General features: G+C 64.1%; 25 protein-coding genes and 3 pseudogenes. 16 read left to right on the top strand and 12 right to left on the bottom strand.

The genetic code is table 11. From position 1 onward, the window contains the following. Position 1: 1 nt before the first annotated feature. From ASG57_RS05570 to ASG57_RS05535, 8 genes are all read left to right on the top strand, one after another. Positions 2 to 877, top strand: a complete 876-nt coding sequence (locus ASG57_RS05570; protein ID WP_024340337.1) for a phosphoribulokinase — start codon at positions 2 to 4, stop codon at positions 875 to 877. Positions 878 to 905: 28 nt separating this feature from the next. After that, a complete protein-coding gene (gene tkt / locus ASG57_RS05565; protein ID WP_057195826.1) occupies positions 906 to 2,924 on the top strand; it encodes a transketolase in 2,019 nt (672 codons plus the stop codon). Between the two features lie 19 nt (positions 2,925 to 2,943). Next, positions 2,944 to 4,029: a class II fructose-bisphosphate aldolase gene (fba, locus tag ASG57_RS05560; protein WP_024340335.1), complete on the top strand. Its 1,086-nt coding sequence runs from the start codon at positions 2,944 to 2,946 to the stop codon at positions 4,027 to 4,029. A 38-nt stretch (positions 4,030 to 4,067) separates the two neighbouring features. Continuing rightward, a complete protein-coding gene (locus ASG57_RS05555) occupies positions 4,068 to 5,528 on the top strand; it encodes a form I ribulose bisphosphate carboxylase large subunit (protein ID WP_024340334.1) in 1,461 nt (486 codons plus the stop codon). Between the two features lie 11 nt (positions 5,529 to 5,539). After that, the gene (locus tag ASG57_RS05550) at positions 5,540 to 5,947 is read left to right on the top strand and encodes a ribulose bisphosphate carboxylase small subunit (RefSeq protein ID WP_024340333.1); all 408 of its coding nucleotides are present in this window, start codon (positions 5,540 to 5,542) and stop codon (positions 5,945 to 5,947) included. A gap of 99 nt (positions 5,948 to 6,046) precedes the next feature. After that, on the top strand, positions 6,047 to 6,979 hold the full coding sequence (gene cbbX / locus ASG57_RS05545) for a CbbX protein (RefSeq protein ID WP_057195825.1): 933 nt from the start codon (positions 6,047 to 6,049) through the stop codon (positions 6,977 to 6,979). Beyond that, positions 6,976 to 7,722, top strand: coding sequence for a ribulose-phosphate 3-epimerase (gene rpe, locus ASG57_RS05540; RefSeq protein ID WP_057195824.1), 747 nt, complete (start codon positions 6,976 to 6,978; stop codon positions 7,720 to 7,722). Before cbbX ends, rpe begins: the two co-directional genes overlap by 4 nt. A gap of 160 nt (positions 7,723 to 7,882) precedes the next feature. Beyond that, a complete protein-coding gene (locus tag ASG57_RS05535) occupies positions 7,883 to 8,095 on the top strand; it encodes a hypothetical protein (protein WP_024340330.1) in 213 nt (70 codons plus the stop codon). 20 nt (positions 8,096 to 8,115) lie between these two features. Here the strand turns inward: ASG57_RS05535 and ASG57_RS05530 are convergent, their stop codons facing one another. Then, the gene (locus ASG57_RS05530) at positions 8,116 to 8,952 is read right to left on the bottom strand and encodes a universal stress protein (protein ID WP_024340329.1); all 837 of its coding nucleotides are present in this window, start codon (positions 8,950 to 8,952) and stop codon (positions 8,116 to 8,118) included. A gap of 208 nt (positions 8,953 to 9,160) precedes the next feature. Between ASG57_RS05530 and ASG57_RS05525 the strand changes: the two genes are divergently transcribed. Together ASG57_RS05525 and ASG57_RS05520 are read left to right on the top strand one after the other, a co-directional pair. After that, positions 9,161 to 10,708: a Do family serine endopeptidase gene (locus tag ASG57_RS05525; protein WP_024340328.1), complete on the top strand. Its 1,548-nt coding sequence runs from the start codon at positions 9,161 to 9,163 to the stop codon at positions 10,706 to 10,708. A gap of 265 nt (positions 10,709 to 10,973) precedes the next feature. Then, positions 10,974 to 11,336 carry a hypothetical protein gene (locus tag ASG57_RS05520; protein ID WP_024340327.1) on the top strand — a complete coding sequence of 121 codons (363 nt, stop codon included), beginning with the start codon at positions 10,974 to 10,976 and terminating at the stop codon, positions 11,334 to 11,336. A gap of 5 nt (positions 11,337 to 11,341) precedes the next feature. Here the strand turns inward: ASG57_RS05520 and ASG57_RS05515 are convergent, their stop codons facing one another. Together ASG57_RS05515 and ASG57_RS05510 are read right to left on the bottom strand one after the other, a co-directional pair. Continuing rightward, entirely contained in the window at positions 11,342 to 11,656 is a 315-nt protein-coding gene (locus ASG57_RS05515) for a DUF6496 domain-containing protein (RefSeq protein ID WP_057195823.1), read from the bottom strand. 88 nt (positions 11,657 to 11,744) lie between these two features. Next, positions 11,745 to 11,939 (bottom strand): DUF3072 domain-containing protein, encoded by a 195-nt coding sequence (locus ASG57_RS05510; RefSeq protein WP_024340325.1) that lies wholly within the window; start codon positions 11,937 to 11,939, stop codon positions 11,745 to 11,747. Between the two features lie 115 nt (positions 11,940 to 12,054). Between ASG57_RS05510 and ASG57_RS05505 the strand changes: the two are divergent. Then, positions 12,055 to 12,293, top strand: a pseudogene (locus tag ASG57_RS05505) (hypothetical protein). Between the two features lie 64 nt (positions 12,294 to 12,357). Here the strand turns inward: ASG57_RS05505 and ASG57_RS05500 are convergent. Next, positions 12,358 to 12,609, bottom strand: coding sequence for a hypothetical protein (locus ASG57_RS05500; protein ID WP_502690752.1), 252 nt, complete (start codon positions 12,607 to 12,609; stop codon positions 12,358 to 12,360). 142 nt (positions 12,610 to 12,751) lie between these two features. On the opposite strand from ASG57_RS05500, the gene ASG57_RS05495 reads away from it, so the two are divergent. Then, positions 12,752 to 12,973: a hypothetical protein gene (locus ASG57_RS05495; RefSeq protein ID WP_024340323.1), complete on the top strand. Its 222-nt coding sequence runs from the start codon at positions 12,752 to 12,754 to the stop codon at positions 12,971 to 12,973. On the opposite strand, the gene ASG57_RS05490 is transcribed toward ASG57_RS05495, so the two are convergent. The 5 genes and pseudogenes from ASG57_RS05490 to ASG57_RS39915 form a co-directional block, all read right to left on the bottom strand. Continuing rightward, on the bottom strand, positions 12,970 to 14,460 hold the full coding sequence (locus ASG57_RS05490) for an HWE histidine kinase domain-containing protein (protein WP_057195821.1): 1,491 nt from the start codon (positions 14,458 to 14,460) through the stop codon (positions 12,970 to 12,972). The genes ASG57_RS05495 and ASG57_RS05490 overlap by 4 nt on opposite strands. Positions 14,461 to 14,472: 12 nt before the next feature. Next, positions 14,473 to 16,095 (bottom strand): annotated as a pseudogene (locus ASG57_RS39930) (response regulator); the annotation flags it as partial. A 261-nt stretch (positions 16,096 to 16,356) separates the two neighbouring features. Beyond that, a pseudogene (locus tag ASG57_RS39925) lies at positions 16,357 to 17,652 on the bottom strand (HAMP domain-containing protein); the annotation flags it as partial. A 5-nt stretch (positions 17,653 to 17,657) separates the two neighbouring features. Next, positions 17,658 to 18,215 (bottom strand): HAMP domain-containing protein, encoded by a 558-nt coding sequence (locus tag ASG57_RS39920; protein WP_502690751.1) that lies wholly within the window; start codon positions 18,213 to 18,215, stop codon positions 17,658 to 17,660. After that, positions 18,149 to 20,527: a HAMP domain-containing protein gene (locus ASG57_RS39915; protein WP_502690750.1), complete on the bottom strand. Its 2,379-nt coding sequence runs from the start codon at positions 20,525 to 20,527 to the stop codon at positions 18,149 to 18,151. Before ASG57_RS39915 ends, ASG57_RS39920 begins: the two co-directional genes overlap by 67 nt. A 423-nt stretch (positions 20,528 to 20,950) precedes the next feature. Between ASG57_RS39915 and ASG57_RS05480 the strand changes: the two genes are divergently transcribed. Continuing rightward, positions 20,951 to 21,238, top strand: a complete 288-nt coding sequence (locus ASG57_RS05480; protein WP_057195820.1) for a hypothetical protein — start codon at positions 20,951 to 20,953, stop codon at positions 21,236 to 21,238. 9 nt (positions 21,239 to 21,247) lie between these two features. Here the strand turns inward: ASG57_RS05480 and ASG57_RS05475 are convergent, their stop codons facing one another. After that, positions 21,248 to 21,760 (bottom strand): hypothetical protein, encoded by a 513-nt coding sequence (locus ASG57_RS05475; protein WP_057195819.1) that lies wholly within the window; start codon positions 21,758 to 21,760, stop codon positions 21,248 to 21,250. Between the two features lie 91 nt (positions 21,761 to 21,851). Here ASG57_RS05475 and ASG57_RS05470 point away from each other — a divergent pair, with 91 nt between their 5' ends. The 3 genes from ASG57_RS05470 (at position 21,852) to ASG57_RS05465 (ending at position 22,555) form a co-directional block, all read left to right on the top strand. Beyond that, complete coding sequence (locus tag ASG57_RS05470) at positions 21,852 to 22,049, top strand: hypothetical protein (RefSeq protein ID WP_024340318.1); 198 nt, start codon at positions 21,852 to 21,854, stop codon at positions 22,047 to 22,049. 99 nt (positions 22,050 to 22,148) lie between these two features. Next, positions 22,149 to 22,283 (top strand): hypothetical protein, encoded by a 135-nt coding sequence (locus ASG57_RS39620; protein ID WP_283805278.1) that lies wholly within the window; start codon positions 22,149 to 22,151, stop codon positions 22,281 to 22,283. A 68-nt stretch (positions 22,284 to 22,351) separates the two neighbouring features. Next, positions 22,352 to 22,555 carry a hypothetical protein gene (locus ASG57_RS05465; RefSeq protein WP_024340317.1) on the top strand — a complete coding sequence of 68 codons (204 nt, stop codon included), beginning with the start codon at positions 22,352 to 22,354 and terminating at the stop codon, positions 22,553 to 22,555. A 147-nt stretch (positions 22,556 to 22,702) separates the two neighbouring features. On the opposite strand, the gene ASG57_RS05460 is transcribed toward ASG57_RS05465, so the two are convergent. Together ASG57_RS05460 and ASG57_RS05455 are read right to left on the bottom strand one after the other, a co-directional pair. Continuing rightward, positions 22,703 to 22,948, bottom strand: coding sequence for a hypothetical protein (locus tag ASG57_RS05460; protein ID WP_024340316.1), 246 nt, complete (start codon positions 22,946 to 22,948; stop codon positions 22,703 to 22,705). 234 nt (positions 22,949 to 23,182) lie between these two features. Continuing rightward, a complete protein-coding gene (locus tag ASG57_RS05455; RefSeq protein ID WP_028145925.1) occupies positions 23,183 to 24,073 on the bottom strand; it encodes an SDR family oxidoreductase in 891 nt (296 codons plus the stop codon). Positions 24,074 to 24,144: the final 71 nt, after the last annotated feature.

Below are 24,144 nucleotides of genomic sequence, written 5' to 3'. Positions count from 1 at the left end.
CATGTCCAGGAAGCATCCGATCATCTCCATCACGGGCTCCTCCGGCGCCGGCACCACCTCGGTCAAGAAAACCTTCGAGCAGATATTCTTCCGTGAGAAGGTCAACGCTGCCTACATTGAGGGCGACGCCTTTCATCGCTACGACCGCGCCGAGATGCGCGCGCAGATGGCCAAGGAGGCCGAGCGCGGCAACAAGCATTTCAGCCATTTCAGCCCCGAAACCAATCTGTTCGAAGAGCTCGAGCGTGCCTTCCGGGATTACGGCGAGACCGGGACTGCGGTGACGCGGCACTACGTCCACGACGCCGAGGAGTCCGCGCTGCACGGCGCCGCGCCCGGCACCTTCACCGAGTGGAAGCGGCTGCCGGAGAACTCCGACCTGCTGTTCTATGAGGGCCTGCACGGCGCGGTGGTCACGGACAAGGTCAATGTCGCGCGCTACGCCGACCTCAAGATCGGCGTCGTGCCTGTCATCAATCTCGAATGGATCCAGAAGCTGCACCGCGACCGCAGCGCGCGCGGCTATTCGACCGAGGCCGTCACGGACACCATCCTGCGGCGGATGCCGGATTACATTCACTACATCTGCCCGCAGTTCACCGAGACCGACATCAACTTCCAGCGCGTGCCGACGGTGGACACCTCCAATCCCTTCGTGGCGCGCTGGATCCCGACGCCGGACGAATCGATGGTCGTGATCCGCTTCAAGAACCCGCGCGGCATCGATTTCCCCTATCTGCTCTCGATGCTGCCGCAAAGCTGGATGTCCCGCGCCAACTCGATCGTGTGCCCCGGCGCCAAGCTCGATCTCGCGATGCAGCTGATCCTGACGCCGCTGATCATGCAACTCATCGAGCGCAAGCGAAGCCTGAAATGATCCGCGACACCAACAACGGGAGGATCTTATGAACATCTCGGTACATGCCGAAGCCGACCTCTATGCCGTCGCACATAACGACCTCGCAAACGCCGTCCGCTTCCTCGCGATCGACGCCATCGAGACCTCGCAGTCGGGGCATCCCGGCCTGCCGATGGGCATGGCCGACGTCGCGACCGTGCTGTTCTCGCGCTTCCTGAAATTCGACTCGGCGCATCCGAACTGGCCGGACCGCGACCGCTTTGTGCTGTCGGCAGGTCACGGCTCGATGCTGCTCTATGCGCTGCTGCATCTGACCGGCGGCGATGTCAGCCTGGACGACATCAAGGCCTTCCGGCAGTGGGGCTCCAAAACGCCGGGCCATCCCGAATACGGCCACACGGCCGGCGTCGAGACCACGACCGGCCCGTTGGGGCAAGGGATCGCCACCGCGGTCGGCATGGCGCTCGCCGAGCGTATGGCCAATGCGCGCCATGGCGACGGCCTCGTCGATCACTTTACGTATGTCATCGCCGGCGACGGCTGCCTGATGGAAGGCATCAGCCAGGAGGCGATCTCGCTTGCCGGTCATCTCCAACTCGGCCGGTTGATCGTGCTGTTCGACGATAACGGCATCTCCATCGACGGGCCGACCTCGCTGGCGACCTCCGACGACCAGCTGGCACGCTTTGCAGCCTCCGGCTGGTCGGTGCGTCGAATCGACGGCCACGATCCCGAAGCCATTGCGCAGGCAATCGCCGAAGAGCGCGAAACCGAGAAGCCGTCGTTGATCGCCTGCCGCACCATCATCGGCTATGGTGCGCCTGATCGGCAGGGCACCGAGAAGGCGCACGGCGCGCCGCTTGGTACCGAGCAGACCGCAGCAGCGCGCCGGGCGCTGGGCTGGGACTATCAGCCCTTCGTCGTGCCGATCCCGATCCTCAAAGCCTGGCGGATGATCGGGCAACGCGGGCAGGTCGATCGCCTCGCCTGGCTTGATCGCTATGAATGCGCAACGCCCGAGCAGCGCGACCTGTTCGTCGAGGGCAGAGCCGTTGCCTTGCCCGCCGCCTATGCACTGGCCGCGGCGAAGTTGCGCGAGCGCTTTGCATCCGAGCGTCCGAAGCTCGCGACGCGGCAGGCCTCGCAACAGGTGCTTGATGGCATCGCCGGGACGATTCCCGGCCTTGTCGGCGGCTCCGCGGACCTGACACATTCGAATCTGACGCACGCCAGGGCGCAGGCGCCGGTCAATAGCGGTGCGTTCGCGGGCGACTACATTCATTACGGCATTCGCGAGCATGGCATGGCCGCTGCGATGAACGGCCTCGCGCTGCATGGGGGCTTCATCCCCTACGGCGGCACGTTCCTCGCGTTTTCCGACTACAGCCGGCCGGCGATCCGGCTCGCGGCCCTGATGCGGCTGCGCGTCATCCACGTGATGACGCACGATTCGATCGGCCTCGGCGAGGACGGCCCGACGCACCAGCCGGTCGAGCATCTCGCGGCGCTGCGCGTGATTCCCAACCTGCTCGTGTTCCGGCCGGCTGATGCGGTGGAGACGCTCGAGGCCTGGGATTGCGCATTGAGCGCGGAGCATCGTCCATCCGTGTTGTGCCTGTCGCGGCAGGCATTGCCGACTTTCCGCAGCGATGCGCGCGGCAAAAATCGCGTCGCGCGCGGTGCCTACCTCGTCGTCTCCCCGGACGGCGGCCGCGACGTGACGTTGATGGCAACCGGCTCGGAGGTCTCGATCGCGCTGGATGCTGCCCGCCTGCTAGCGACCGAGCACATCCGTGCGGCCGTCGTCTCGGCGCCGTGCTTCGCGCTGTTCGAGGAACAGCCGGAAGATTACCGCGCCACGGTGCTCGGCACAGCGCCGCGCGTCGGTATCGAGGCGGCCGTGCAGGGCGATTGGTCACGCTGGATCGGGATGGAGGGCGAATTCGTCGGCATGCGTGGCTTCGGCGCCTCGGCGCCCGCAGCCGTGCTGTACCGCGAATTCGGCATCACGCCGCAAAGCATTGCGGAAGCCGCCCGCCGGGCGATTGCGCGCAAGAGCCAATGACCAACAAGGAGGACGTCTCGTGGCCCGTATCACACTTCGGCAACTGCTCGATCATGCCGCCAGCCACGGTTATGCCGTGCCGGCGTTCAACATCAACAACATGGAGCAGGGCATCGCGATCATGCAGGCGGCGGCCGAGGTCGATGCGCCCGTGATCATGCAGGCCTCGCGCGGCGCGCGCAGCTATGCCGGCGACCTCATGCTTTCGCATATGATCGACGCGCTGGAGCGAACCTATCCGGACATCCCGCTCTGCATGCACCAGGACCACGGCAATGATGAGGCGACGTGCGCCTCGGCCATCGCCCATGGCTTCACCTCGGTGATGATGGACGGCTCGCTCAAGGCCGATGCCAAAACGGCGGCGGACTACGATTACAACGTTGCGATCACCCGCCGCGTCGTCGATCTCGCGCACTGGGTCGGCGCGTCAGTCGAAGGCGAGCTCGGCGTGCTTGGCTCGCTCGAGCAGGGCGGCGGGGAGCAGGAGGATGGGCACGGCGTCGAGGGCACAGTCGGTCACGACCAGCTACTGACCGATCCGGATCAAGCCGTCGATTTCGTGCGCGCGACGAAGGTCGATGCACTCGCGATCGCGATGGGCACCTCGCACGGTGCCTATAAGTTCAGCCGCAAACCGGACGGGGACATCCTCGCGATGCGCGTGGTCGAGGAGATCCATCGGCGACTGCCGAATACGCATCTGGTCATGCACGGCTCCTCCTCCGTGCCGCAGCCGCTCCAGGACATGTTCAACCAGTTCGGCGGCGAGATGCCCCAGACCTGGGGGGTGCCTGTCGAGGAGATCGTCCGGGGCATCAGGAGCGGCGTGCGCAAGGTCAATATCGACACGGACTGCCGCCTCGCGATGACCGCGGTGTTCCGTAAGGTCGCGTCCGAGGCGCGCTCCGAGTTCGATCCGCGCAAGTTTCTCAAGCCGGCAATGGATGCGATGCGCGAGCTTTGCCGCGAGCGCTTCGAGCAATTCGGCACCGCGGGCCATGCGAGCAGGATCAAGGTGGTCCCGATGAGCGAGATGGCGCGTCGATATCGCGCCGGCGAACTCGATCCGCGCGGCGACGCCCGCGAGTCCGTGGCGGCCTAGCCAATCCGAAAGACCAGAGAAAAGAGCAGGAGAGAGACATGAACGCACATGCAGGCACAGTCCGCGGCAAAGAGCGCTATCGATCCGGCGTGATGGAATACAAGCGCATGGGTTATTGGGAGCCCGACTACACGCCAAAGGATACGGACGTGATCGCGCTGTTTCGCGTCACGCCACAGGAGGGCGTCGATCCGATCGAGGCATCGGCTGCGGTAGCCGGCGAATCCTCGACCGCGACCTGGACGGTGGTGTGGACCGATCGCCTGACCGCCGCGGAGAAATATCGCGCCAAATGCTATCGCGTCGATCCGGTCCCGGGCTCGCCCGGCTCGTACTTCGCCTACATCGCCTATGATCTCGACCTGTTCGAGCCGGGCTCGATCGCCAACCTCTCGGCGTCCATCATCGGCAACGTGTTCGGGTTCAAGCCGCTCAAGGCGTTGCGGCTGGAAGATATGCGCTTCCCCGTCGCCTATGTGAAGACGTTCCAGGGGCCCGCGACCGGCATCGTGGTCGAGCGCGAGCGCCTCGACAAGTTCGGTCGGCCGTTGCTGGGGGCCACCGTGAAGCCGAAGCTCGGACTTTCCGGCCGCAACTACGGCCGCGTGGTCTACGAGGCGCTGAAGGGCGGGCTCGATTTCACCAAGGACGACGAGAACATCAACTCGCAGCCCTTCATGCACTGGCGCGACCGTTTCCTTTACTGCATGGAGGCGGTGAACCGCGCGCAGGCGGCCTCAGGCGAGGTGAAAGGCACCTACCTGAACGTCACCGCGGGCACGATGGAGGACATGTACGAGCGCGCGGAGTTCGCGAAAGAGCTCGGCTCGGTCATCGTCATGATCGATCTCGTGATCGGCTACACCGCGATCCAGTCGATGGCCAGATGGGCGCGGCGCAATGATATGATCCTGCATCTGCATCGCGCTGGCCACTCGACCTATACGCGGCAGAAGAGCCACGGAGTGTCATTTCGCGTCATCGCGAAATGGATGCGGCTTGCGGGCGTCGACCACATCCACGCCGGCACGGTGGTCGGCAAGCTCGAAGGCGATCCGAACACCACGCGCGGCTACTACGACGTCTGCCGCGAGGACTTCAACCCGACCAAGCTGGAACATGGCCTGTTCTTCGACCAGTCATGGGCCAGCCTCAACAAGATGATGCCGGTTGCCTCCGGCGGCATCCATGCCGGGCAGATGCACCAGCTGCTCGATCTGCTGGGTGAGGACGTGGTGCTGCAGTTCGGCGGCGGCACCATCGGTCATCCCATGGGCATTGCGGCCGGGGCGACCGCCAATCGCGTCGCGCTGGAAGCGATGATCCTCGCCCGCAATGAGGGACGCGACTATGTCCACGAAGGGCCAGAGATCCTCGCCAAGGCGGCTCAGACCTGCACGCCGCTGAAGGCCGCGCTCGAGGTCTGGAAGGACGTCACCTTCAACTATCAATCCACCGACACGCCGGACTTCGTGCCGACCGCGCTGGAAACCGTCTGAGGAGATCTGACATGAAGATGACCCAGGGCTGCTTCTCGTTCCTGCCCGATCTGACCGACCAGCAGATAACAAGCCAGGTGCAGTATTGCCTCGCCAACGGCTGGGCGGTGAACATCGAGTTCACCGACGATCCGCATCCCCGCAACACCTATTGGGAGATGTGGGGGCTGCCGATGTTCGATCTCCAGGATGCCGCAGGTGTGATGATGGAGCTGGCCGAGTGCCGAAAGGTGTACAGCGACCGCTACATCCGCATCAGCGGCTTCGATTCCAGCCATGGCTGGGAATCGGTGCGGATCTCCTTCCTCGTCAACCGGCCGAAGCAGGAGGCCGAATTCGAACTGGTGCGCCAGGAAGTCGGTGGCCGCGCCGTTCGCTACACCACGGTGCGCAAGCCGGCCGCGCAGGCCGCAACCTGAGCTGTTCACCTCCGCACGGGGCTCTCCCTGCTCCGTATCCTTGGCGGACCACTGCTTCGCCGCTTCCCCCGCGGCGAAGCTCCTTTCTTCGAGGAGCCGATGCTCGACGTGCCCGATGCAACGACGACCGAACCCGGCGAGACCCATTTCGATCTCCGCAAGGAGGCCGAAGCGGCCGGGATCACGGATACGCTGCAACAGCTCGATCAGGAACTGATCGGGCTCAAGCCGGTGAAGAGCCGCGTGCGCCAGATCGCCTCACTGCTGCTGATCGAACGTGTCCGGCAGCGGGCGGGCCTCGCTTCCGCGCCGCCGACGCTGCACATGTCGTTCACCGGCAATCCCGGCACCGGCAAGACCACCGTGGCGCTGCGCATGGCGAAGATCCTGCACGGACTTGGGTTCGTGCGGCGCGGCCAGGTGATCTCGGTGACACGCGACGATCTCGTCGGCCAGTATATCGGCCACACCGCGCCGAAGACGAAGGAGATATTGAAGAAGGCGATGGGCGGCGTGCTGTTCATTGACGAGGCCTATTACCTGCATCGCCCCGACAATGAGCGTGACTATGGGCAGGAGGCGATCGAGATCCTGCTCCAGGTGATGGAGAACCAGCGCGAGGACCTCGTCGTGATTCTCGCCGGCTATGGCGAGCGGATGACCAGTTTTTTCGCCTCGAATCCCGGCTTCCGCTCGCGCATCGCCCACCACATCGAATTCCCAGACTATGCCGGGGCCGAGCTGCTCGTCATCGCCGAGCTGATGCTGAAAGAGCGCGGCTATCGCTTCTCGGCAGCAGCGCGGGAAGCCTTCGAGAAATACATCGCGCTACGCCGCACCCAGCCGTTCTTCTCCAATGCGCGCTCGATCCGTAACGCGGTCGACCGCATTCGCCTGCGGCAGGCCGATCGTCTGGTGTCGGATCTCGACCGCATGCTCGATGTCGCCGATCTCGAAACCATCGATGCCATGGACGTGTTGGCGAGCCGGGTCTTCAGCGGCGGCGCCGATGCGCGGAGTGCAGAGCCATGACCGGAGAGATCATCATTGCTCCCTCGATCCTGGCTGCGGATTTCTCGCGGCTCGGCGAGGAGATTTCGGCAATCGACGCGGCCGGCGCCGATTGGATCCATTGCGATGTCATGGACGGACATTTCGTACCGAACATCAGCTTCGGTGCCAACGTCATCAAGGCGATCCGGCCGCATACGGAGAAGATCTTCGACGTGCATTTGATGATCGCGCCGACTGATCCCTATCTCGAAGCGTTCGCGCAAGCTGGAGCGGATATCATCACGGTGCACGCCGAGGCCGGCCCGCATCTGGACCGCTCGCTCCAGGCGATCCGCGCGCTCGGCAAGAAGGCCGGTGTCAGCCTCTGTCCCGCCACGCCCGAGAGTGCGATCGCCTATGCGCTCGATCGCGTCGATCTGGTGCTGGTGATGACGGTCAATCCGGGATTCGGCGGCCAGTCCTTCCTCGAGCCCCAGCTTGAAAAGATCGAACGGATCAAGACCATGATTGGCGATCGGCCGATCCGGCTCGAGGTCGACGGCGGTATCACGCCCGACAATGCCGCTGTCGTGGCGGCGGCGGGAGCTGATGTGCTGGTCGCGGGTTCCGCCGTGTTTCGCGGCAAGGGCGTTGCCGAGTATGGTGCAAACATCCAGGCCATTCGCCTCGCCGCTGAGAGGGGCCGGATCCCGAAGCGGCAAGACAATGCTGCGCAGCGGATGCGCGTCAGCGATGGGGGCCGATCCGGTAGACCCGCGTGAGGCCGAGCGTCCGCCGGCGCGTTTGGAACTTTGAGCCGAATACGCATTTCCCAGGAGCGAGCCGAAATCGGGTGCGGGGCGCAGCAAATCTTTCGCGCAACCGCCATCGGCCTGACGCAAACTGGGGCGATAACCCCCAGCAAATGCGAGGGAGGGTCTCATGGAGAACGTACGTCGCTACCGGGCGCTGGCATCCCTCTGTCGACAGCAGGCGGCCTACCGGCCGCTGCAGAACTGGGAACTCCTCGGCCAAGCCGAACATTTCGAACATCTCGCCGACATCGAGCTCAAGGCATATTTCGACGCCTGCAATGTGTCTCAGGACGAGGACACCCCCGCAGCCGCGACATGGGAAGCTCCCGTCGCGGCGTGATGGCGCCAAGCCGGCGCGGCTCAGTGGGTCATCAGTGTCGGGACCGTCATGGCCTCCAGCATGGCACGCGTGACGCCCCCGAGAATGCGCTCCTGCAACCGGGAATGGCCGTAGCCACCCATCACAAGGAGGTCGAGGCTCTCATCGGCCGCGAGCGACAGGATGGTCGGCTGAATGTCGGCGCGCGTCGCCGACAGGCCGACGATGCGGGTCGACAGACCGCGCCGGCCGAGATGTCTTGCCAGACCGCTTGCTGAAGCTTCGCCGGAGCCGGCGTCGGGTTCGTTGATGGTGATGACCACGATTTCTGTGGCGCGCGCCAGGAACGGCGCTGCGTCGCGCACTGCTCGGGCGGCGAGACGGCTGCCGTCCCAGCAGATGCCGATCCGGTTTGCCTTGAAGGCTCCACGGAAGGTGTAAGGCAGGAAGAGCACCGGGCCGCCCGCCTGGAACAGGATCTCGCTTGGCACGTCGTTGTCGAACGAGCCTTGCGCCGGATCAGGCTGGAGCACGATGCTGAGGTCGTGCAGCCGGGCCATCTCGCCGAGCGATTCGGCTGCGTCCGCCGGGATCGCGCCGAGCGGGTGGCAGGCGTAGGAGATGCCGGCGTTCGCCGCTTCGGTCTTGAACACGGCCAGCGCTGCCTCGGCCCGTTCCACGGCGCGCTCGCGTTCCAGCTCGAACACGGCCGCCACGGCCGCGCCCCCCTCCATCACGTAGGCTACACTGGTTGTGACATAGCCCACCGCGACCGCGTCGAGATGGGCGTTGAGGTGCGCCGCGAGCGAGATCGAGCCCTCGATTGCGGGTCGCATGGGACGTTCGGTGGGAATGTGGACGAGAATATCTTTGTACATGGCGCGCCTCCGGTCGTCATCCGATGATCGCAGTTTTTCACGGCGCGAAGGACCCATGTTGAGCTGTATCAAACGGGCAGGGGTGATTTTCCTGCCGCGCCCGCTGCCTCATTCTTTGCCGAGATTTAATCGGACGGACGGGACCCCGTAAGGTGGCAACGACCATGTTGGGGTCAAGGCGACACCAGCTCAACATGGACATTTCGACATGAACGATCGCGTCAATTCCGACACCACCACGTCTCGCAAGATCTTGCGGCCGCGCCGCCTCGCGCTGCTCGGCACCGTGGCCGCGCTGGGCGTAGCCGCCCTGTCAATTGCGCCGGGCACTTCGCCGTTCGGCATGAATTCCTTCATTGCGCCGGCTCAGGCTGCGGAGGCCGCGGCGACGCCACCGAGCTTCGGCGATCTGGTCAGCAAGGTCAAACCCGCGGTTATCTCCGTGCGGGTCAGGATCGACCGGGACAACGACAAGAGCGCAATGCTGCAGCAGAACCGTATGGACTCGGACGAGGACACGCCGTTCGACCAGTTCTCGCGGCAATTCGGTTTCCGCTTTCCGGGCGGCATGAACGGCATGCCGCGCCAGCGTCACCAGATGATCACCGGTGAAGGGTCCGGCTTCTTCATCTCCGCCGACGGCTATGCAGTGACCAACAACCATGTCGTCGATCACGCCGAATCCGTTCAGGTCACCATGGACGACGGCACGACCTACAAGGCGAAGGTCGTCGGCACCGACCCGAAGACCGATCTGGCGCTGATCAAGGTCGATGGCAGGAGGGATTTTCCGTTCGTCAAATTCTCCGACCAGAAGCCGCGCATCGGCGACTGGGTGGTCGCGGTCGGCAATCCCTTTGGTCTTGGCGGCACCGTGACCGCCGGCATCGTCTCGGCCAGCGGTCGTGACATCGGGAATGGTCCCTATGACGACTTCATCCAGATCGATGCGCCCATCAACAAGGGCAATTCAGGCGGCCCGGCCTTCGATATGAACGGCAACGTGATCGGCGTGAACACGGCGATCTTCTCGCCCTCGGGCGGCTCCGTCGGCATCGGCTTTGATATTCCGGCCTCGACCGCCAAGCTCGTCGTCGCGCAATTGAAGGACAAGGGGGCGGTCACCCGCGGTTGGCTCGGCGTGCAGGTGCAACCCGTGACATCGGATATTGCGGACAGCCTCGGCCTCAAGGAGGCGCGCGGCGCAATCGTCGACAATCCGCAAGATGGCAGCCCGGCGGCGAAGGCCGGCATCGAGGCCGGTGACGTCATCACCGCCGTCAACGGCACCGCGATCAAGGACTCCCGCGATCTTGCCCGCACCATTGCCACCCTGGCACCGGGTACGTCGGTGAAGCTCGAGGTGTTCCGCAAGGGCGACAGCAAAACGGTGACTTTGGCGCTCGGCGAGCTGCCGAACGAGCGGCAAGCCAAAGAAAATCGCAATTCCGACGAGCGTAGGGGGCAGCCGAATGCCGGCACGCCGCGCCTGGGTCTCAGCCTGGCACCGGCTGGCGACGTCCAGGGTGCAGGTCAGAGCGGTGTCGTCGTCACCGAGGTCGATCCGCAGGGGCCGGCAGCTCAGCGGGGCATTCAGACCGGCGACGTCATCCTCAATGTCGGCGGCAAGGCCGTTGCCAGTGTCGGCGACGTCCGTTCGGAGCTGGCGCAGGCCAAGTCGTCCGGCAAGCGCAGCGTGCTGTTGCAGGTCAGAAGCGCGGAGGCGACAAGATTCGTCGCGGTTCCGCTCGCCTAAGCCGAGCGCGCAACATCGGTTAGAAAAAAGGCGGCCCTTCGGGCCGCCTTTCCTGTTCATCCTCAGAAGTCCCGTGGACGTCCGGATAACATTCTTGTTAGCCGCAGCGACGCAGGTCGTCTGAAAGAGCCTCTTGGCTCATCACAGTTCCAATTCCCGTTGCAGACGGCAATGGGCGCCGCCAAATGTGGTTGCAATCTTGGAACTTCCAACCTGCCACCGCTTTGTGGAACGGGCCGGTGGTACGCAGTTGATCGGTGCCGACATGGATCGATTGAAGTTCTCGCTGTGGAGCACGCTGCTCGTGGCGCCATTGGTTCTTTCAGGCGGAAACGCGTTCGGGCGCGACGATGGCCGTTACGCGAATTCTCCCCTGAAGCCCTGGTTCGACAGCCTGCGCAGTCGCCTCGGTCCATGCTGCTCGGACGCGGATGGTTTCGCCGTTGCCGATCCCGACTGGGAATCGCACAACGGACGTTACCGTGTGCGTCTCGACGGGCAGTGGATCGAGGTGCCGGACGACGCCGTGATCACCGAGCCGAACCGGGCCGGCCGCACCATGGTGTGGCCGGTGAAGACGGCGTTCGGGGTTTCGATCCGCTGCTTCATGCCAGGCAGCATGATGTGAACAGGTCAGCGCGACCGTGTGGAGGATTTACGCTTCGATGATTTCCTCGAGGACTTCCTGGACGACTTCTTGGATGTTTTCCTGGACGTATTCTTGGAGGTCTTCTTGGCGCTCGTTCGCTTCGATGCCTTCTTCGGGACCTTCTTGCCTTTCTTGCGCGCCTTCGACAGTCCGATCGCGATCGCCTGTTTGCGGCTCTTGACGCGGCCGCCGCGTCCTCCACGGCCGCTCTTCGCGGTCCCCTTCTTGTAGCGCCGCATCTCGCTCGCGACATCGCTGCCCGAGCTGCGTGAGTAGCGTTTCTTTGCCTTGCGTGCCATGCATGTTCTCCCTTGGCCGAGAAGAACCCTTCGGTACAGGCATGGTTCCGGGAGCGCGTGTGCAACACTCCGGAAGGCGCGATGCAGTCTAGAAGGAATTCGCCAGCTCGATCTCCGCTTCCAACGCTCGGATGCGCTGTGCGGCCTCGCTGAAGGAGAGATCACGCGAATACTGAGCAGGCTGATAAGCTTCCTCGCTCAGCCGTTTCAGCTTGAGCCCCTGCGCTCGCGTCATCTGCTCGCTCAGGAAAACCCGCGCGTCGTATTTACCTTGCACCGGCATCTGACTTCTCCGTTCCGAAATCGTGACTTGACTATATGTTCCTATTTTGTTCTAACAAGCCATGGACAACAGAATTAGCGAAATTCGACGCAAAATCAGAGCCTTGAGGCTTGAGATGGCCGACGTCGAGGTGTCGGTGCGCGACCTCGTCGAGCGCGATCGCGACTGCACTGAAAAGGCCCTGGCGCAGATGGATTTGCGCCGGAGGATCAACCTCCTGATCGGGGAATGGAAGGCGGCTGGTGGCACCGACGTTCTGCCCGACATTCGGGACCGGGTGCGCGGTCGCGCATGACGACCGCTGGTGATCCCGCACGCGTGATCGGACATGCGGGAGAATCACGGCTAAATTGACGCAGGCAACCCTCGTTCGCGCACAAACCCTAAACGGGTCGTCGCATAGTGCGTCACGCACCCTTCATGGTTCCTTGTCCTCTGTAAGGATGAACACGACGCCCGTAAGGGTGGCGCCGATCGCGAACGTCATCACCAAGGTGAGAGCGACGACCACGATCGCCTGGCTTCCGCCGTTGTTTAGCAAGTTGGCCACGGCCGGGTTGGACAGGACAAGCGTGAGGGTGAAGGTGAGGCCGAGGGCTGCGCCCATCATTGTATGCGTCAACAGCTTGATGAGGCCGGTGGCTGAGATCAGCTGATGCCTTCTGCGCATGGACCGCATCCCGAATTGTGGCATGCAAACGCCAGCGTGATTACCAGGTTCCTTTCGAGTGGAGGAATCGTTGTCGCCGGCTTTCATGCGACGTTCATGCCGGGCCTGCGAGGATGGAGCCCAGCAAAACGGGAACATCAATATGGGTAAGGTAGTCTTTCTCTACCGCTCGCTGGCCTATCGCAACGCGGCCGCGGACATCCTGCGCAAGGCGCGCAAGCTCCCGAACGGGGCGGAGCGAAGCGCGGCACGCCGCTACGCCAGGGCATTGCGCGATCTCGCGCGAACGGAAGCCTGGCTGGAAGGGCGGGTCGCACGCGAACCGCGGACGGTCCGGCGCATGACGAGCGCTGCGTCCGGTTAACCGGACGCGCGTTGCAATTCGGCGGCGCCGGCGGCGTCGAACTTGCCGGGTGCTGTCGTCGCCGAGGCCTTGCGCGTCAACGGGACCTCCAGGCGGCACAACAGGCCCTCGGCGCGCCAATCGAACTGCGCCTGTCCGCCAAGCTGCGACTCGACGCTCGCAAGCAGGCTCCGCGTGCCGAAGCCGCGGGATTTCGGTGTCATGACCAACGGACCGCCGGATTCCTCCCAGCTCAGGGTGAGGAGTTCGTCCTCAATCTGCCAGGCGATCGAAAGCCGCCCCGATCGCGTGGAGAGCGCGCCATACTTCGCCGAGTTGGTGAAGAGCTCGTGCAGCGCGAGCGCAAGTGTCTGCGCCGTTGTCGGCAGCAGCTGGACTTCGGGCCCGGCCAATCTGATCTGGCCGCCGAGCGAGTAGGGCGCAAGCTCCTCGTCGATCAGCTTAGAGAGTTCGGCACCCTGCCAGCTCGACAGCGACAGGATGGTGTGCACGCGCGCCAGCGCATTGATGCGTCCCTCGACGGCGTTGACATAGGCCTTGACCTCGTCGGCCCGGGTGAGACGCACGATCGACTGCGCCAGCGCCAGCGCATTCTTAGCGCGATGATCAACTTCCCGCGCCAGCAGATTCTGCCGCTCCTCGGCGCGCTTGCGTTCGGTGATGTCGACGGTGACGCCGCTGACGCGCACCACGCGCCCGCTCTCGTCGACCGTTGCAGCCGCCGTGCCGACGCACCAGCGAACCTCGCCGTCGGGCCGCACGATGCGGAACTCTGTCTCATAGGCACGCGTGCCTTTGCTGAATTCGGCGATCGCCCTGCGCAACTGATCGACGTCATCGGGATGCAACAGCGCCTGAACATTCGCCGGGTTGACCTCGAAGCTCTCCGCGTCGACGCCAAAGATGCGGTACTGCCCCTCATCCCACATCCAATCGCCGCTGACCCAGTCCCAGTCCCAGGACCCCATCTTGCCGGCAGCGATCGCCATGCTGCGCCGCTGCTCGCTTTCGCGCAGCTTCGCGGTGGAACGCTCCAGTTCCGCGGTGCGAGCGCGGACGCGGTCTTCGAGATCGTGGTTCAGCCGTTCGAGTTCGCGGGTCTTGCGGTAAAGCTCGGCAAACACCTTTATCTTGGCGCGCAGCACCTCCGGCACGACCGGAACCGGCACATAATCGACCGCGCCCATCTCGTAGCCGCGCAATCGGTCCATGTCGCTGACCTGGATGGCTGAGATGAAGATCATCGCGGTCTTCTGGAACCGCGGATGCTCGCGGATCATGGCGGCGAGCTCGAAGCCGTCGAGTTCGGGCATGCAGACGTCGACCAAGATCACCGCGATCTCAGTCTTGAGCAGCACCTCGAGCGCCTCGCGTCCCGACGAGGCGATCACGAGGTTCTCGCCGAGATCCTTCAGGATCACCTCATAGGCAAGCAGCTTGGCGGGCTGATCGTCGACGAGAAGGATATTGACCTTGTCCTGGTCCATACGGGGCCCAACTCAGCGATGCAGCCACATGCGGATCGCAAGCAGCAATTGGTCGGTGTTGACCGGCTTGGCGAGGTAATCGGACGCGCCGGCTTCGAGGCACTTCTCACGGTCGCCCTTCATCGCCTTGGCGGTCAAGGCGATGATCGGAAGACGGGCGAAGGCCGGGTTCTCGCGGATCACGCCGATGGTCTGATAGCCATCCATCTGCGGCATCATGATGTCCATCAGCACGATCGCGATCTCCGGATTGGATTCGACCAGTGTCACCGCCTCGCTGCCGGTCGTCGCCGTCAGCACTTTCATGCCACGGCGTTCGAGCACACTCGAGAGGGCGAAGATGTTGCGGGCGTCGTCGTCGACGAGCAGGGCGGTCTTGCCGATCAGGTCCTCGTCGGAACTATTCAGCTTCTCCAGCATACGCTGCTTCTCGACCGGCAATTCCGTGATCACGCGGTGCAGGAACAGCGCGGTCTCGTCGAGCAGGCGCTCGGGCGATTCCACCCCCTTGACCACGATGCTGCGCGCCATGGTGTGCAGTTCGGCGTCCTCCTCTGCGGAAAGCTCGCGTCCGGTGAACACCACGACCGGGATGTTCGACAGTGTCTCGTCGTTGCGGATCTGATCCAGCACCTCGAAACCACTCATGTCCGGCAGCCTGAGGTCGAGCACCACGCAGTCGCAGGGGTGCATGCGGAGCGTCGAAAGCGCGCCAGCGCCGGTGTCCGTCGTCACGATCTCGATATCGTCATGATGCAGCAGCTCGCGGATCGAAAGCTGCTCGGCCTCGTTGTCCTCGACGATCAGCAGCCGCTTGCGCCGCGGCCGCGCATACTCCTTGATCTGCGTCAGCGCGGCAGAGATGCCTTCGGGCGTCGTCGGCTTGTTGACGAACGAGAATGCGCCGCGCGCCAGCGCATGCTGGCGGTCCTCGTCGAGCGTGATGATCTGCACCGGGATGTGGCGGGTGAGCGGATTGTGCTTGAGCTGGCTCAGCACGGTCCAGCCGAGCATATCAGGCAGGAACACGTCGAGGGAGACGGCGGTCGGCTGGTACTGCTTGGCGAGCTCCAGCGCTTCCCCGCCGCGGGCCGCGACCAGGACCCGGAAGCCTTTGTCGCGGGCCAGATCCACCAGCACCCGGGCGTAATGCGGGTCATCCTCGACGATCAGGAGGATGCTGTCGCCAGGCTCGAGGTTCAACCGGTCGTCGGGAAGCTGCTCGATCACGCGCTGCTCGGGCGCGGGCGGTTGCAGAGCCGGAGTCTGGCTGTATTGCTGCGGCGCCGGCGCGGACCGCGGCGCAAGGGTCGGGCCGGAATATTTCAGCGGCAGATATAGCGTGAAGGACGAGCCCTTGCCAGGCGTGCTGCGCAGATGGATCTCGCCGCCGAGCAGGCTCGCGAGCTCGCGGCTGATCGCGAGCCCAAGTCCGGTGCCGCCGTACTTTCGGCTCGTGCCTGCATCCGCCTGCTGGAAGGCCTCGAAGATCAGTTTCTGCTTCTCCAACGGGATTCCGATGCCGGTATCGGACACTTCGAATGCGATCACGGCCGGCGCGGAGTTCAGCACCGGATGATCCGTTCCCCAGCCGCCGATCGCGCCGGCGACCTTGAGGCGCACCTCGCCTTCGGCGGTGAACTTGAAGGCGTTCGAGAGCAGGTTCTTCAGGACCTGCTGCAGGCGCTTGGAGTCGGTGACGATGCTGCGTGGCAGGTTCGGATCGACGTCGATCTTGAACGACAGGTTGCGGTTGTCCGCCTCGTGCCGGAACGGCCGGCCCACGGTCTCCAGCAGGTTCGCGGTGAGAATTTCCTCGGCGTCGACCGTCACCGTGCCGGACTCGATCTTGGAGAGATCGAGAATGTCGCTGATAAGATTGAGCAGGTCGGTGCCCGCGCCGTGGATGGTGCGGGCGAATTCGACCTGCTTGGCCGAGAGGTTGCCGTCCGGGTTGTCTGTGAGCTGCTGACCCAGGATCAGGATCGAATTCAGCGGCGTACGGAGCTCGTGGCTCATATTGGCGAGGAATTCGGACTTGTACTTCGAGGTCAGAGCGAGCTCGGTGGCCTTTTCCTCAAGCGCGCGGCGAGCCTGCTCGATTTCCTGATTCTTGCGCTCGACCTCGACGTTACGCTCGGCCAGCTGCTGCGCCTTCTGCTCGAGCTGGTCGTTGGTCTGCTGCAGCTCGCGCTGTTGGGTCTGCAGCTCGCCGGCGAGCTGTTGCGACTGTTTGAGCAGGCCTTCGGTCTGCATCGTCGCCTCGATCGAATTGAGCACGATTCCGATGGAGTCGGTGAGCTGCTCCAGGAACGTCATCTGCGAGGTCGTGAAGGAGACCAGCGAGGCGAGTTCGATCACGGCCTTGACCTGGCCTTCGAACAGGACCGGCAGCACCACGAGGTTCTTCGGCGCGACGCGGAACAGCGCCGAGTTGATCGGCACCACGTCGGCCGGAATGTCGGAGACGACGCGCGGCCGCTTGTCGAGCGCGCATTGGCCGATCAGGCCTTCGCCGAACTGCAGCACGGGTTGATAGGGATAGACGCCGTCGCTGGCATAAGAGGCGAGCAACAGCAGCTGCGGGTCGTTCTCGTTCTCTACCTGGTAGATCACGCCGGTATGGGCGTTCACCAGCGGCGACAATTCGGTGAGCAGCATCCGGCCGACCGTGGTGAGATCGCGCTGTCCCTGGAGCATGTTGGTGAACTTGGCGAGGTTGGTCTTCAGCCAGTCCTGCTCGGTGTTCACATCCGTCGTCAGACGGAGGTTCGTGATCATCGTGTTGATGTTGTCCTTCAGCTCCGCGACTTCGCCGCGGGCGTCGACCTGGATCGATCGCGTCAGGTCGCCCTTTGTCACCGCGGTCGCGACCTCGGCGATCGCGCGCACCTGCGAGGTGAGGTTGGCAGCCAGAAGATTCACGTTGCCGGTGAGGTCCTTCCAGGTGCCGGCAGCGCCCGGCACGTTGGCCTGGCCGCCGAGCCGACCTTCGACGCCGACCTCGCGCGCCACCGACGTTACCTGGTCGGCGAAGGTCGCCAGCGTCTCGGTCATGTTGTTGATGGTGTCGGCGAGAGCGGCGACCTCGCCGCGCGATTTCATCGTCAAGTTCTGCTTGAGATCGCCGTTGGCGACCGCGGTCACCACCTTGACGATGCCGCGCACCTGCTCGGTCAGGTTCGCGGCCATGAGGTTCACCGTGTCGGTGAGGTCCTTCCATGTGCCGGCAACCCCGGGCACCTGGGCCTGGCCACCGAGCTTGCCCTCGGTGCCTTGAGCTGGTCCACCATGGTGTTGATGGTGTTCTTGAGCTCGAGGATTTCGCCTTTCACGTCGACGGTGATCTTGCGGGAGAGGTCGCCGCGCGCAACCGCCGTGGTGACTTCGGCGATGTTGCGGACCTGCGTCGTCAGGTTCGCGGCCAGGAGGTTGACGTTGTCGGTGAGATCCTTCCACGTGCCACCGACGCCGGGCACGACGGCCTGACCGCCGAGCCGGCCTTCGGTGCCGACCTCGCGCGCGACGCGCGTCACTTCGGCGGCGAAGGAGCGGAGCTGCTCGACCATGGTGTTCAGGGTGTCCTTCAAGAGAAGGATCTCGCCGCGCACGTCGACCGTGATCTTCTTCGAAAGGTCGCCGCCGGCAATGGCGGTTGCGACCTCGGCGATGTTGCGGACCTGGGCCGTCAGATTCGAAGCCATGAAGTTGACGTTGTCGGTGAGGTCCTTCCAGGTGCCGGCGACGCCGGGCACTTCGGCCTGTCCGCCGAGTTGAGCTGGTCCACCATGGTGTTGATGGTGTTCTTGAGCTCGAGGATTTCGCCTTTCACGTCGACGGTGATCTTGCGGGAGAGGTCGCCGCGCGCAACGGCGGTCGTCACTTCGGCGATGTTGCGGACCTGGGCCGTGAGGTTGCCCGCCATCGAGTTCACGGAGTCGGTGAGATCCTTCCAGGTGCCGGCAACGCCGGGCACGTTGGCCTGGCCGCCGAGGCGTCCTTCGGTGCCGACCTCGCGCGCGACGCGCGTCACCTCGCCGGCGAACCGGTTGAGCTGGTCGACCATCGTGTTCAGCGTATCCTTGAGCTGAAGGATCTCGCCGCGCACATCCACGGTGATCTTGCGGGAGAGGTCGCCGCCAGCGATCGCAGTCGCGACTTCCGCGATGTTGCGGACCTGGGCCGTGAGGTTGCCCGCCATCGAGTTCACGGAGTCGGTCAAATCCTTCCAGGTGCCGGCAACGCCGGGCACGCCGGCCTGGCCGCCAAGCTTGCCGTCGGTGCCGACCTCGCGCGCGACGCGCGTGACCTCGCCGGCGAAGGCGTTGAGCTGGTCGACCATGGTGTTGAGCGTTTCCTTCAGCTGAAGGATTTCGCCCGACACGTTCACAGTGATCTTCTTGGACAGGTCGCCCTTCGCCACGGCGGTCGCGACCTCTGCGATGTTGCGGACCTGCCCGGTCAGGTTCGAGGCCATCGAATTGACGCTGTCGGTCAAGTCTTTCCACGTGCCGCCGACGCCGCGCACCACGGCCTGGCCGCCGAGCTTGCCTTCGGTGCCGACCTCGCGCGCCACGCGCGTGACTTCGCCGGCGAAGGCGTTGAGCTGGTCGACCATGGTGTTGATGGTGTCCTTCAGCTCCAGGATCTCGCCGCGCACGTCCACGGTGATCTTCTTCGAGAGGTCGCCGCCGGCGACCGCCGTCGTCACCTCCGCGATGTTGCGCACCTGCGCGGTCAGGTTGGAAGCCATCGAGTTGACGCTCTCGGTCAGGTCTTTCCAGGTGCCGGCAACGCCGAGCACGTTGGCCTGACCGCCCAGCCGCCCCTCGGTGCCGACTTCGCGCGCGACCCGCGTGACTTCGCCGGCGAAGGCGTTGAGCTGGTCGACCATGGTGTTGAGCGTCTCCTTCAGCTGAAGGATCTCGCCCGAGACGTTCACCGTGATCTTCTTCGAGAGGTCGCCGCTCGCGATGGCGGTAGCGACGTCGGCAATGTTGCGAACCTGCGCGGTCAGGTTCGAGGCCATGAAGTTGACGTTGTCGGTGAGATCCTTCCATGTGCCGGCCACGCCGGGCACCTGGGCCTGGCCACCGAGCTTGCCTTCGGTGCCGACCTCGCGCGCCACGCGCGTCACTTCCGAGGCGAACGAGTTGAGCTGGTCCACCATGGTGTTGATGGTGTCCTTCAGCTCCAGGATCTCGCCGCGCACGTCCACGGTGATCTTGCGCGAGAGGTCGCCGCGCGCCACGGCCGTGGTGACGTTCGCGATATTTCGTACCTGCGCGGTCAAATTGCCGCACATCGCGTTGACGGAGTCGGTCAAATCCTTCCAGGTGCCGGCCACGCCCGGCACGATCGCCTGGCCGCCGAGCTTGCCGTCGGTGCCGACCTCGCGCGCCACGCGCGTCACTTCCGAGGCGAAGGAGCGGAGCTGGTCCACCATCGTGTTGATGGCTTCCTTGAGCTGGAGGATCTCGCCGCGGACGTCGACCGTGATCTTCTTGGAGAGGTCGCCATTGGCGACCGCGATCGTCACCTCCGCGATGTTGCGAACCTGGTTGGTCAGGTTGTTCGCCATCGAGTTGACGCTTTCAGTGAGGTCCTTCCAGACGCCGGTCACCTCGGGCACCTGGGCTTGGCCGCCGAGCTTGCCCTCGGTGCCGACCTCGCGCGCGACGCGCGTCACCTCGGAGGTGAACACGCCGAGCTGCTTGATCATGGTGTTGACGATGTTCGCCGACTGCAGGAATTCGCCGCGCAGCGGCCGACCGTCGACGTCGAGCTTGACGGTCTGGAGCAGGTCGCCTTGCGCCACCGCCGCGACCGCACGCGTAACCTCGCGGGTCGGCCACAACAAATCGTCGATCAGCGTGTTGACGGAGCCTTCCATGTCGGCCCAGGAGCCCGAGGCGAGGCCGAACTTCACGCGTTGCCGGGTCTTGCCCTCGCGGCCCACCACCTGGCCGACCAGCTCGAGCTGCTGTGCCATGCGCTGATTGGCCGCGATGATCTCATTAAAAGTGTCGGCGATCTTGCCGTCGATGCCAAGATAGTCACCGCTCATCCGCACTGAGAAATCGCCACTGCGCATTGCCTGCAATGCAAGCAGCAATTCAGCCCGGGAATCCTGCTCCGACGAACCGTTGTTTTTCGGTTTTGGGCCGCGACGACCGGAGCGTGATGCACTTCCGGGATCGAGGTCGCTCATACTGATTCCCCCGCAGGCGTCGCCCGAATCCTAGGCGTGGCGCGTTTGGTCAAAATAGAGCGTCAGCCAAATTCGAAATCAAGCGCCAACGGTGCGGCGCGGGAATGGAACCTGCTTTGCTCAGCCCGATCCAACTAACGATGATCAGCCGAATTGGTTCCGCCCAAAATCGGAAGAAATGCCATCGGGCTCCCGCGCTCTGCTCTCCGTACCTGGCGTCCGGCTCGCGGAACGGAGCCACGAGCCCGACTGTTAGCCCGTGAAGAGAGGAGAACGAACATGAAAGCAGGACTCCCCGCTATGGCTATGATGGTGTTCGCCGCCGGTTCGGCCTTGGCACAGGGCGGCGGCCCCAGCGGCCGTGGGGCCGTGACCGGCGACCCCGCCGCGAGCTCCGCCAATCCCCGGGCGGATACCCCAACCACCGGCACGGCGACCCGATCAAACCCGAGCGGCAGCGGGACCTCGTCTTCAGGTGGTAAGGACGACAATGGCGATGCCGGCAGGGACAAGATGTTGGAGGGCGACCGCACCGCGCAACCGCAGCGACATCCGAACGACAAGTAGAGGCGGCGCCTACCTGTCCGCCATGGTACGCTCGGCGTCCCTGGCCTGCACGCGCAAAATCGGGAGCTGCTCGCGCGCAAACGCCGCGAGCGCTGCATGGTCGGGCGCCTTCAGATAACGCTCGAGCAGAATGATGATCGACTCGTATTCGGGAATCTGCGCGGCATAGAAGCTTCTGACGTAAGTCGGACCATCCGACATTTCGGGTTCGACGAGACTAGCAGTCGGCGACTCTACCTTGCCGACGTGCAGTTCTGCGCCAATCGCCTCCTGGACGCCTTTCAGTCTCTTGTCGCGCTTGACCGCTTCCTCGGCGCGCAGGGCGGCCAGGTTCTTGACCTCCGCATTGCCCTTGAGGTCGGTGTTCTCAAGAAGACCCTGTTGAAATCGGCTGAAGCTGTAGAGCCCGCTGATGACTTCGATCGCGGTTGGTGGCCGATCGCCAGGCTTTCGCTCGCCGGTGCTCTCGGCAAGAGTCGCAGTGTGGATGAATGCCAGGATAATCGCGGCAAGGACTCGCATCGATATCAATGACGGAATGCGTACGAAGTTCCCCAGGTTACGATCCGGTGAGTGGGTTGCGACGCGAGAGTTCCGCCCTTACGTGTTGTGTATGAAACAGTCTGACATCTTCAGAGACAACGCCGACAATTGTCTTCAGCTTGCCGAGCGAGCGGACGGACAACCTGCCCATAAGCGCTACTCGCGCATGGCCGATGCCTGGGCGGCGCTCGCCAACGAGCAGGATTGGCTCGATGGCGAAATCCCGCCCGTTCCGGCCCACGCTCCTGCTCCGAACCGGGATATGTAGATCCGCTGTGAGACCGCTCACAGAGGACAAGCAACAGATCCGGGATCATTCAGGAGTATTCGATCGCCTCGGTTTCCGGTTGCAGAAGGAGGTTTGGCGATGGCTCCACGTCTGGTGCTTCTTTCCCTCATGCTCGCCTTTGGCGTCTCAGTCGCGTTCGCCACTGTAACGACGGTGCGGCAGGTGCATCTCGAAAACGCATCTGGCGAGGAGGTGCATCCGGTGCGAAGTTAGCGGTGGCGGAACATTCCTGGCCGTATTGCGTAGGCGCTCCGAGACATCAGGAGAAGCGAGAGCCCACCATGGCCCATTCCGATCAAGGTATCGTCAAGGACAAGCGCGGGGAGGAACAGCCGCGCGACAAGGAGCGTGCACAATCTGTGCACAAGACGGATCCGAAAGGTTCGCCCTCGCGCGAAGCGACGCGCGATCCCAAGCTAAGCGACGACAGCAAGACGCCGGGCTCCGGCGCAATGCCGGACGGCTCGAGCGATGCGACAGGCTAGATTTCGCACGGGAACCAATTCCCGCGCGAGGAGTCGAAGGATTGCTTCCGGTTGTCATGCCCCCGGTGCGCCGGAAGCAATCTCCAAGGACGGCCCTGGCACCCACCGTGCCAGGGCCGTTTGCCTGGCAGAGGGCGTCCGTTGCGGTCAGTCCGCTGCGTCTTCCGGATCTCTGTGGGTATGTCCGTCTGGTCCGCGGCCCAGCACGCCGAAGTTGCTTGACTTCACGCCGGCGCTGGCATCGACGCCCACAGCCGCAAGTCCGAGGTTGAGCAGTTCGCGGACGGCGGCCGCCCGCGTCGGCATGCGGTGCCTGAACCGGAAATCATCAATAGCGGCCAATTCTTCCGGCGAGAGCATGACCTGAAGGCGCTCGGCCCGTACGTCGTTCATGGTGATCACGCAATTTGAGTAAGTTGAGTAGATTACTCAACCTGCCAACTTGGGAAGAGTTCCATGCGTATCGTCGCACCCGGCATTGAAGACGGATTCCGAAACAAGCGATTGTAGGCAGTCGGAGGCGCAACCTCCGACGGGCGCAAGCTGCCCGAGCCGACAGGCCGACAAGGCGGCAAGGCCAATGCTGCCCAGCAGTTCCGGCGCTGACATTCGTCGGCTGCGGCGTGACTAGGGTTGCCCGGATCCGCCAGCGGAGCCGTACACCTGACCCGTCGCATAGCTGGCGTCCGCCGCGGCAAGCTGCACGTAGATCGAGGCCAGCTCGACCGGTTGGCCGGGACGGCCCAGCGGGGTCATGCCGCCGAATTTCTCGAGCTTCTCCATGGTAGCGCCGCCGGAGACCTGGAGCGGCGTCCAGATCGGCCCCGGCGCAACGCCATTGACGCGGATGCCCTTGGAGGCGAGCTGCTTCGCCAGCGACTTCACGTAGTTCATCGTCGCCGCCTTGGTCTGCGCATAATCGTAGAGGTCCGGTGAGGGATCATAAGCCTGCTCCGACGTCGTGCCGATGATGCAGGAGCCAGGCTTGAGGTGCGGCAGTGCCGCTTTGATGATCCAGAACGGCGCGTAGATATTCGTCTTCATGGTTGCATCGAAATCCTCTGACGAGACGTCGAGGATGGAAGCGCGCGCTTGTTGTCGCGCGGCGTTGCACACGACGATGTCGATCCCGCCGAGGCCCTGCACGGCCTGGTCGACCAATTGCTTGCAGAAGGCTTCGTCTGTCAGGTCGCCGGGGATGGCGAGCCCGGTGCGCCGTTCCTTTTTGATCAGTGCGATCACCTCCTGCGCATCCGGTTCTTCTGCGGACAGATAGTTGATGGCGACATCGGCACCTTCGCGCGCATAGGCGATCGCGGCAGCGCGGCCCATGCCGGAATCGCCGCCGGTGATCAAGGCCTTGCGGCCGGCGAGCCGGCCGGAGCCCTTGTAGGTGGTCTCGCCATGATCCGGCCGCGGCTCCATCTTGCCGGCGAGACCCGGCCAGGGCTGCGACTGCTTCTTGAACGGCGGCTTTGGAAAGCGGCTTACCGGATCGATCAAGGCCTGCTCGGACATGGGGGTGTTTCCTTTCGCTGTCGATGCCAGCGAAGCCGCCGCGAGCGTTGCGCTCGCGGCGTGGACGACAT

The sequence above is a fragment of the Bradyrhizobium sp. Leaf396 genome (assembly GCF_001424605.1).
Classification (GTDB): domain Bacteria; phylum Pseudomonadota; class Alphaproteobacteria; order Rhizobiales; family Xanthobacteraceae; genus Bradyrhizobium; species Bradyrhizobium japonicum_C.
The sequence above is the reverse complement of the archived record's forward strand: the minus strand, read 5'-3'. Positions and strand labels throughout refer to the sequence as shown.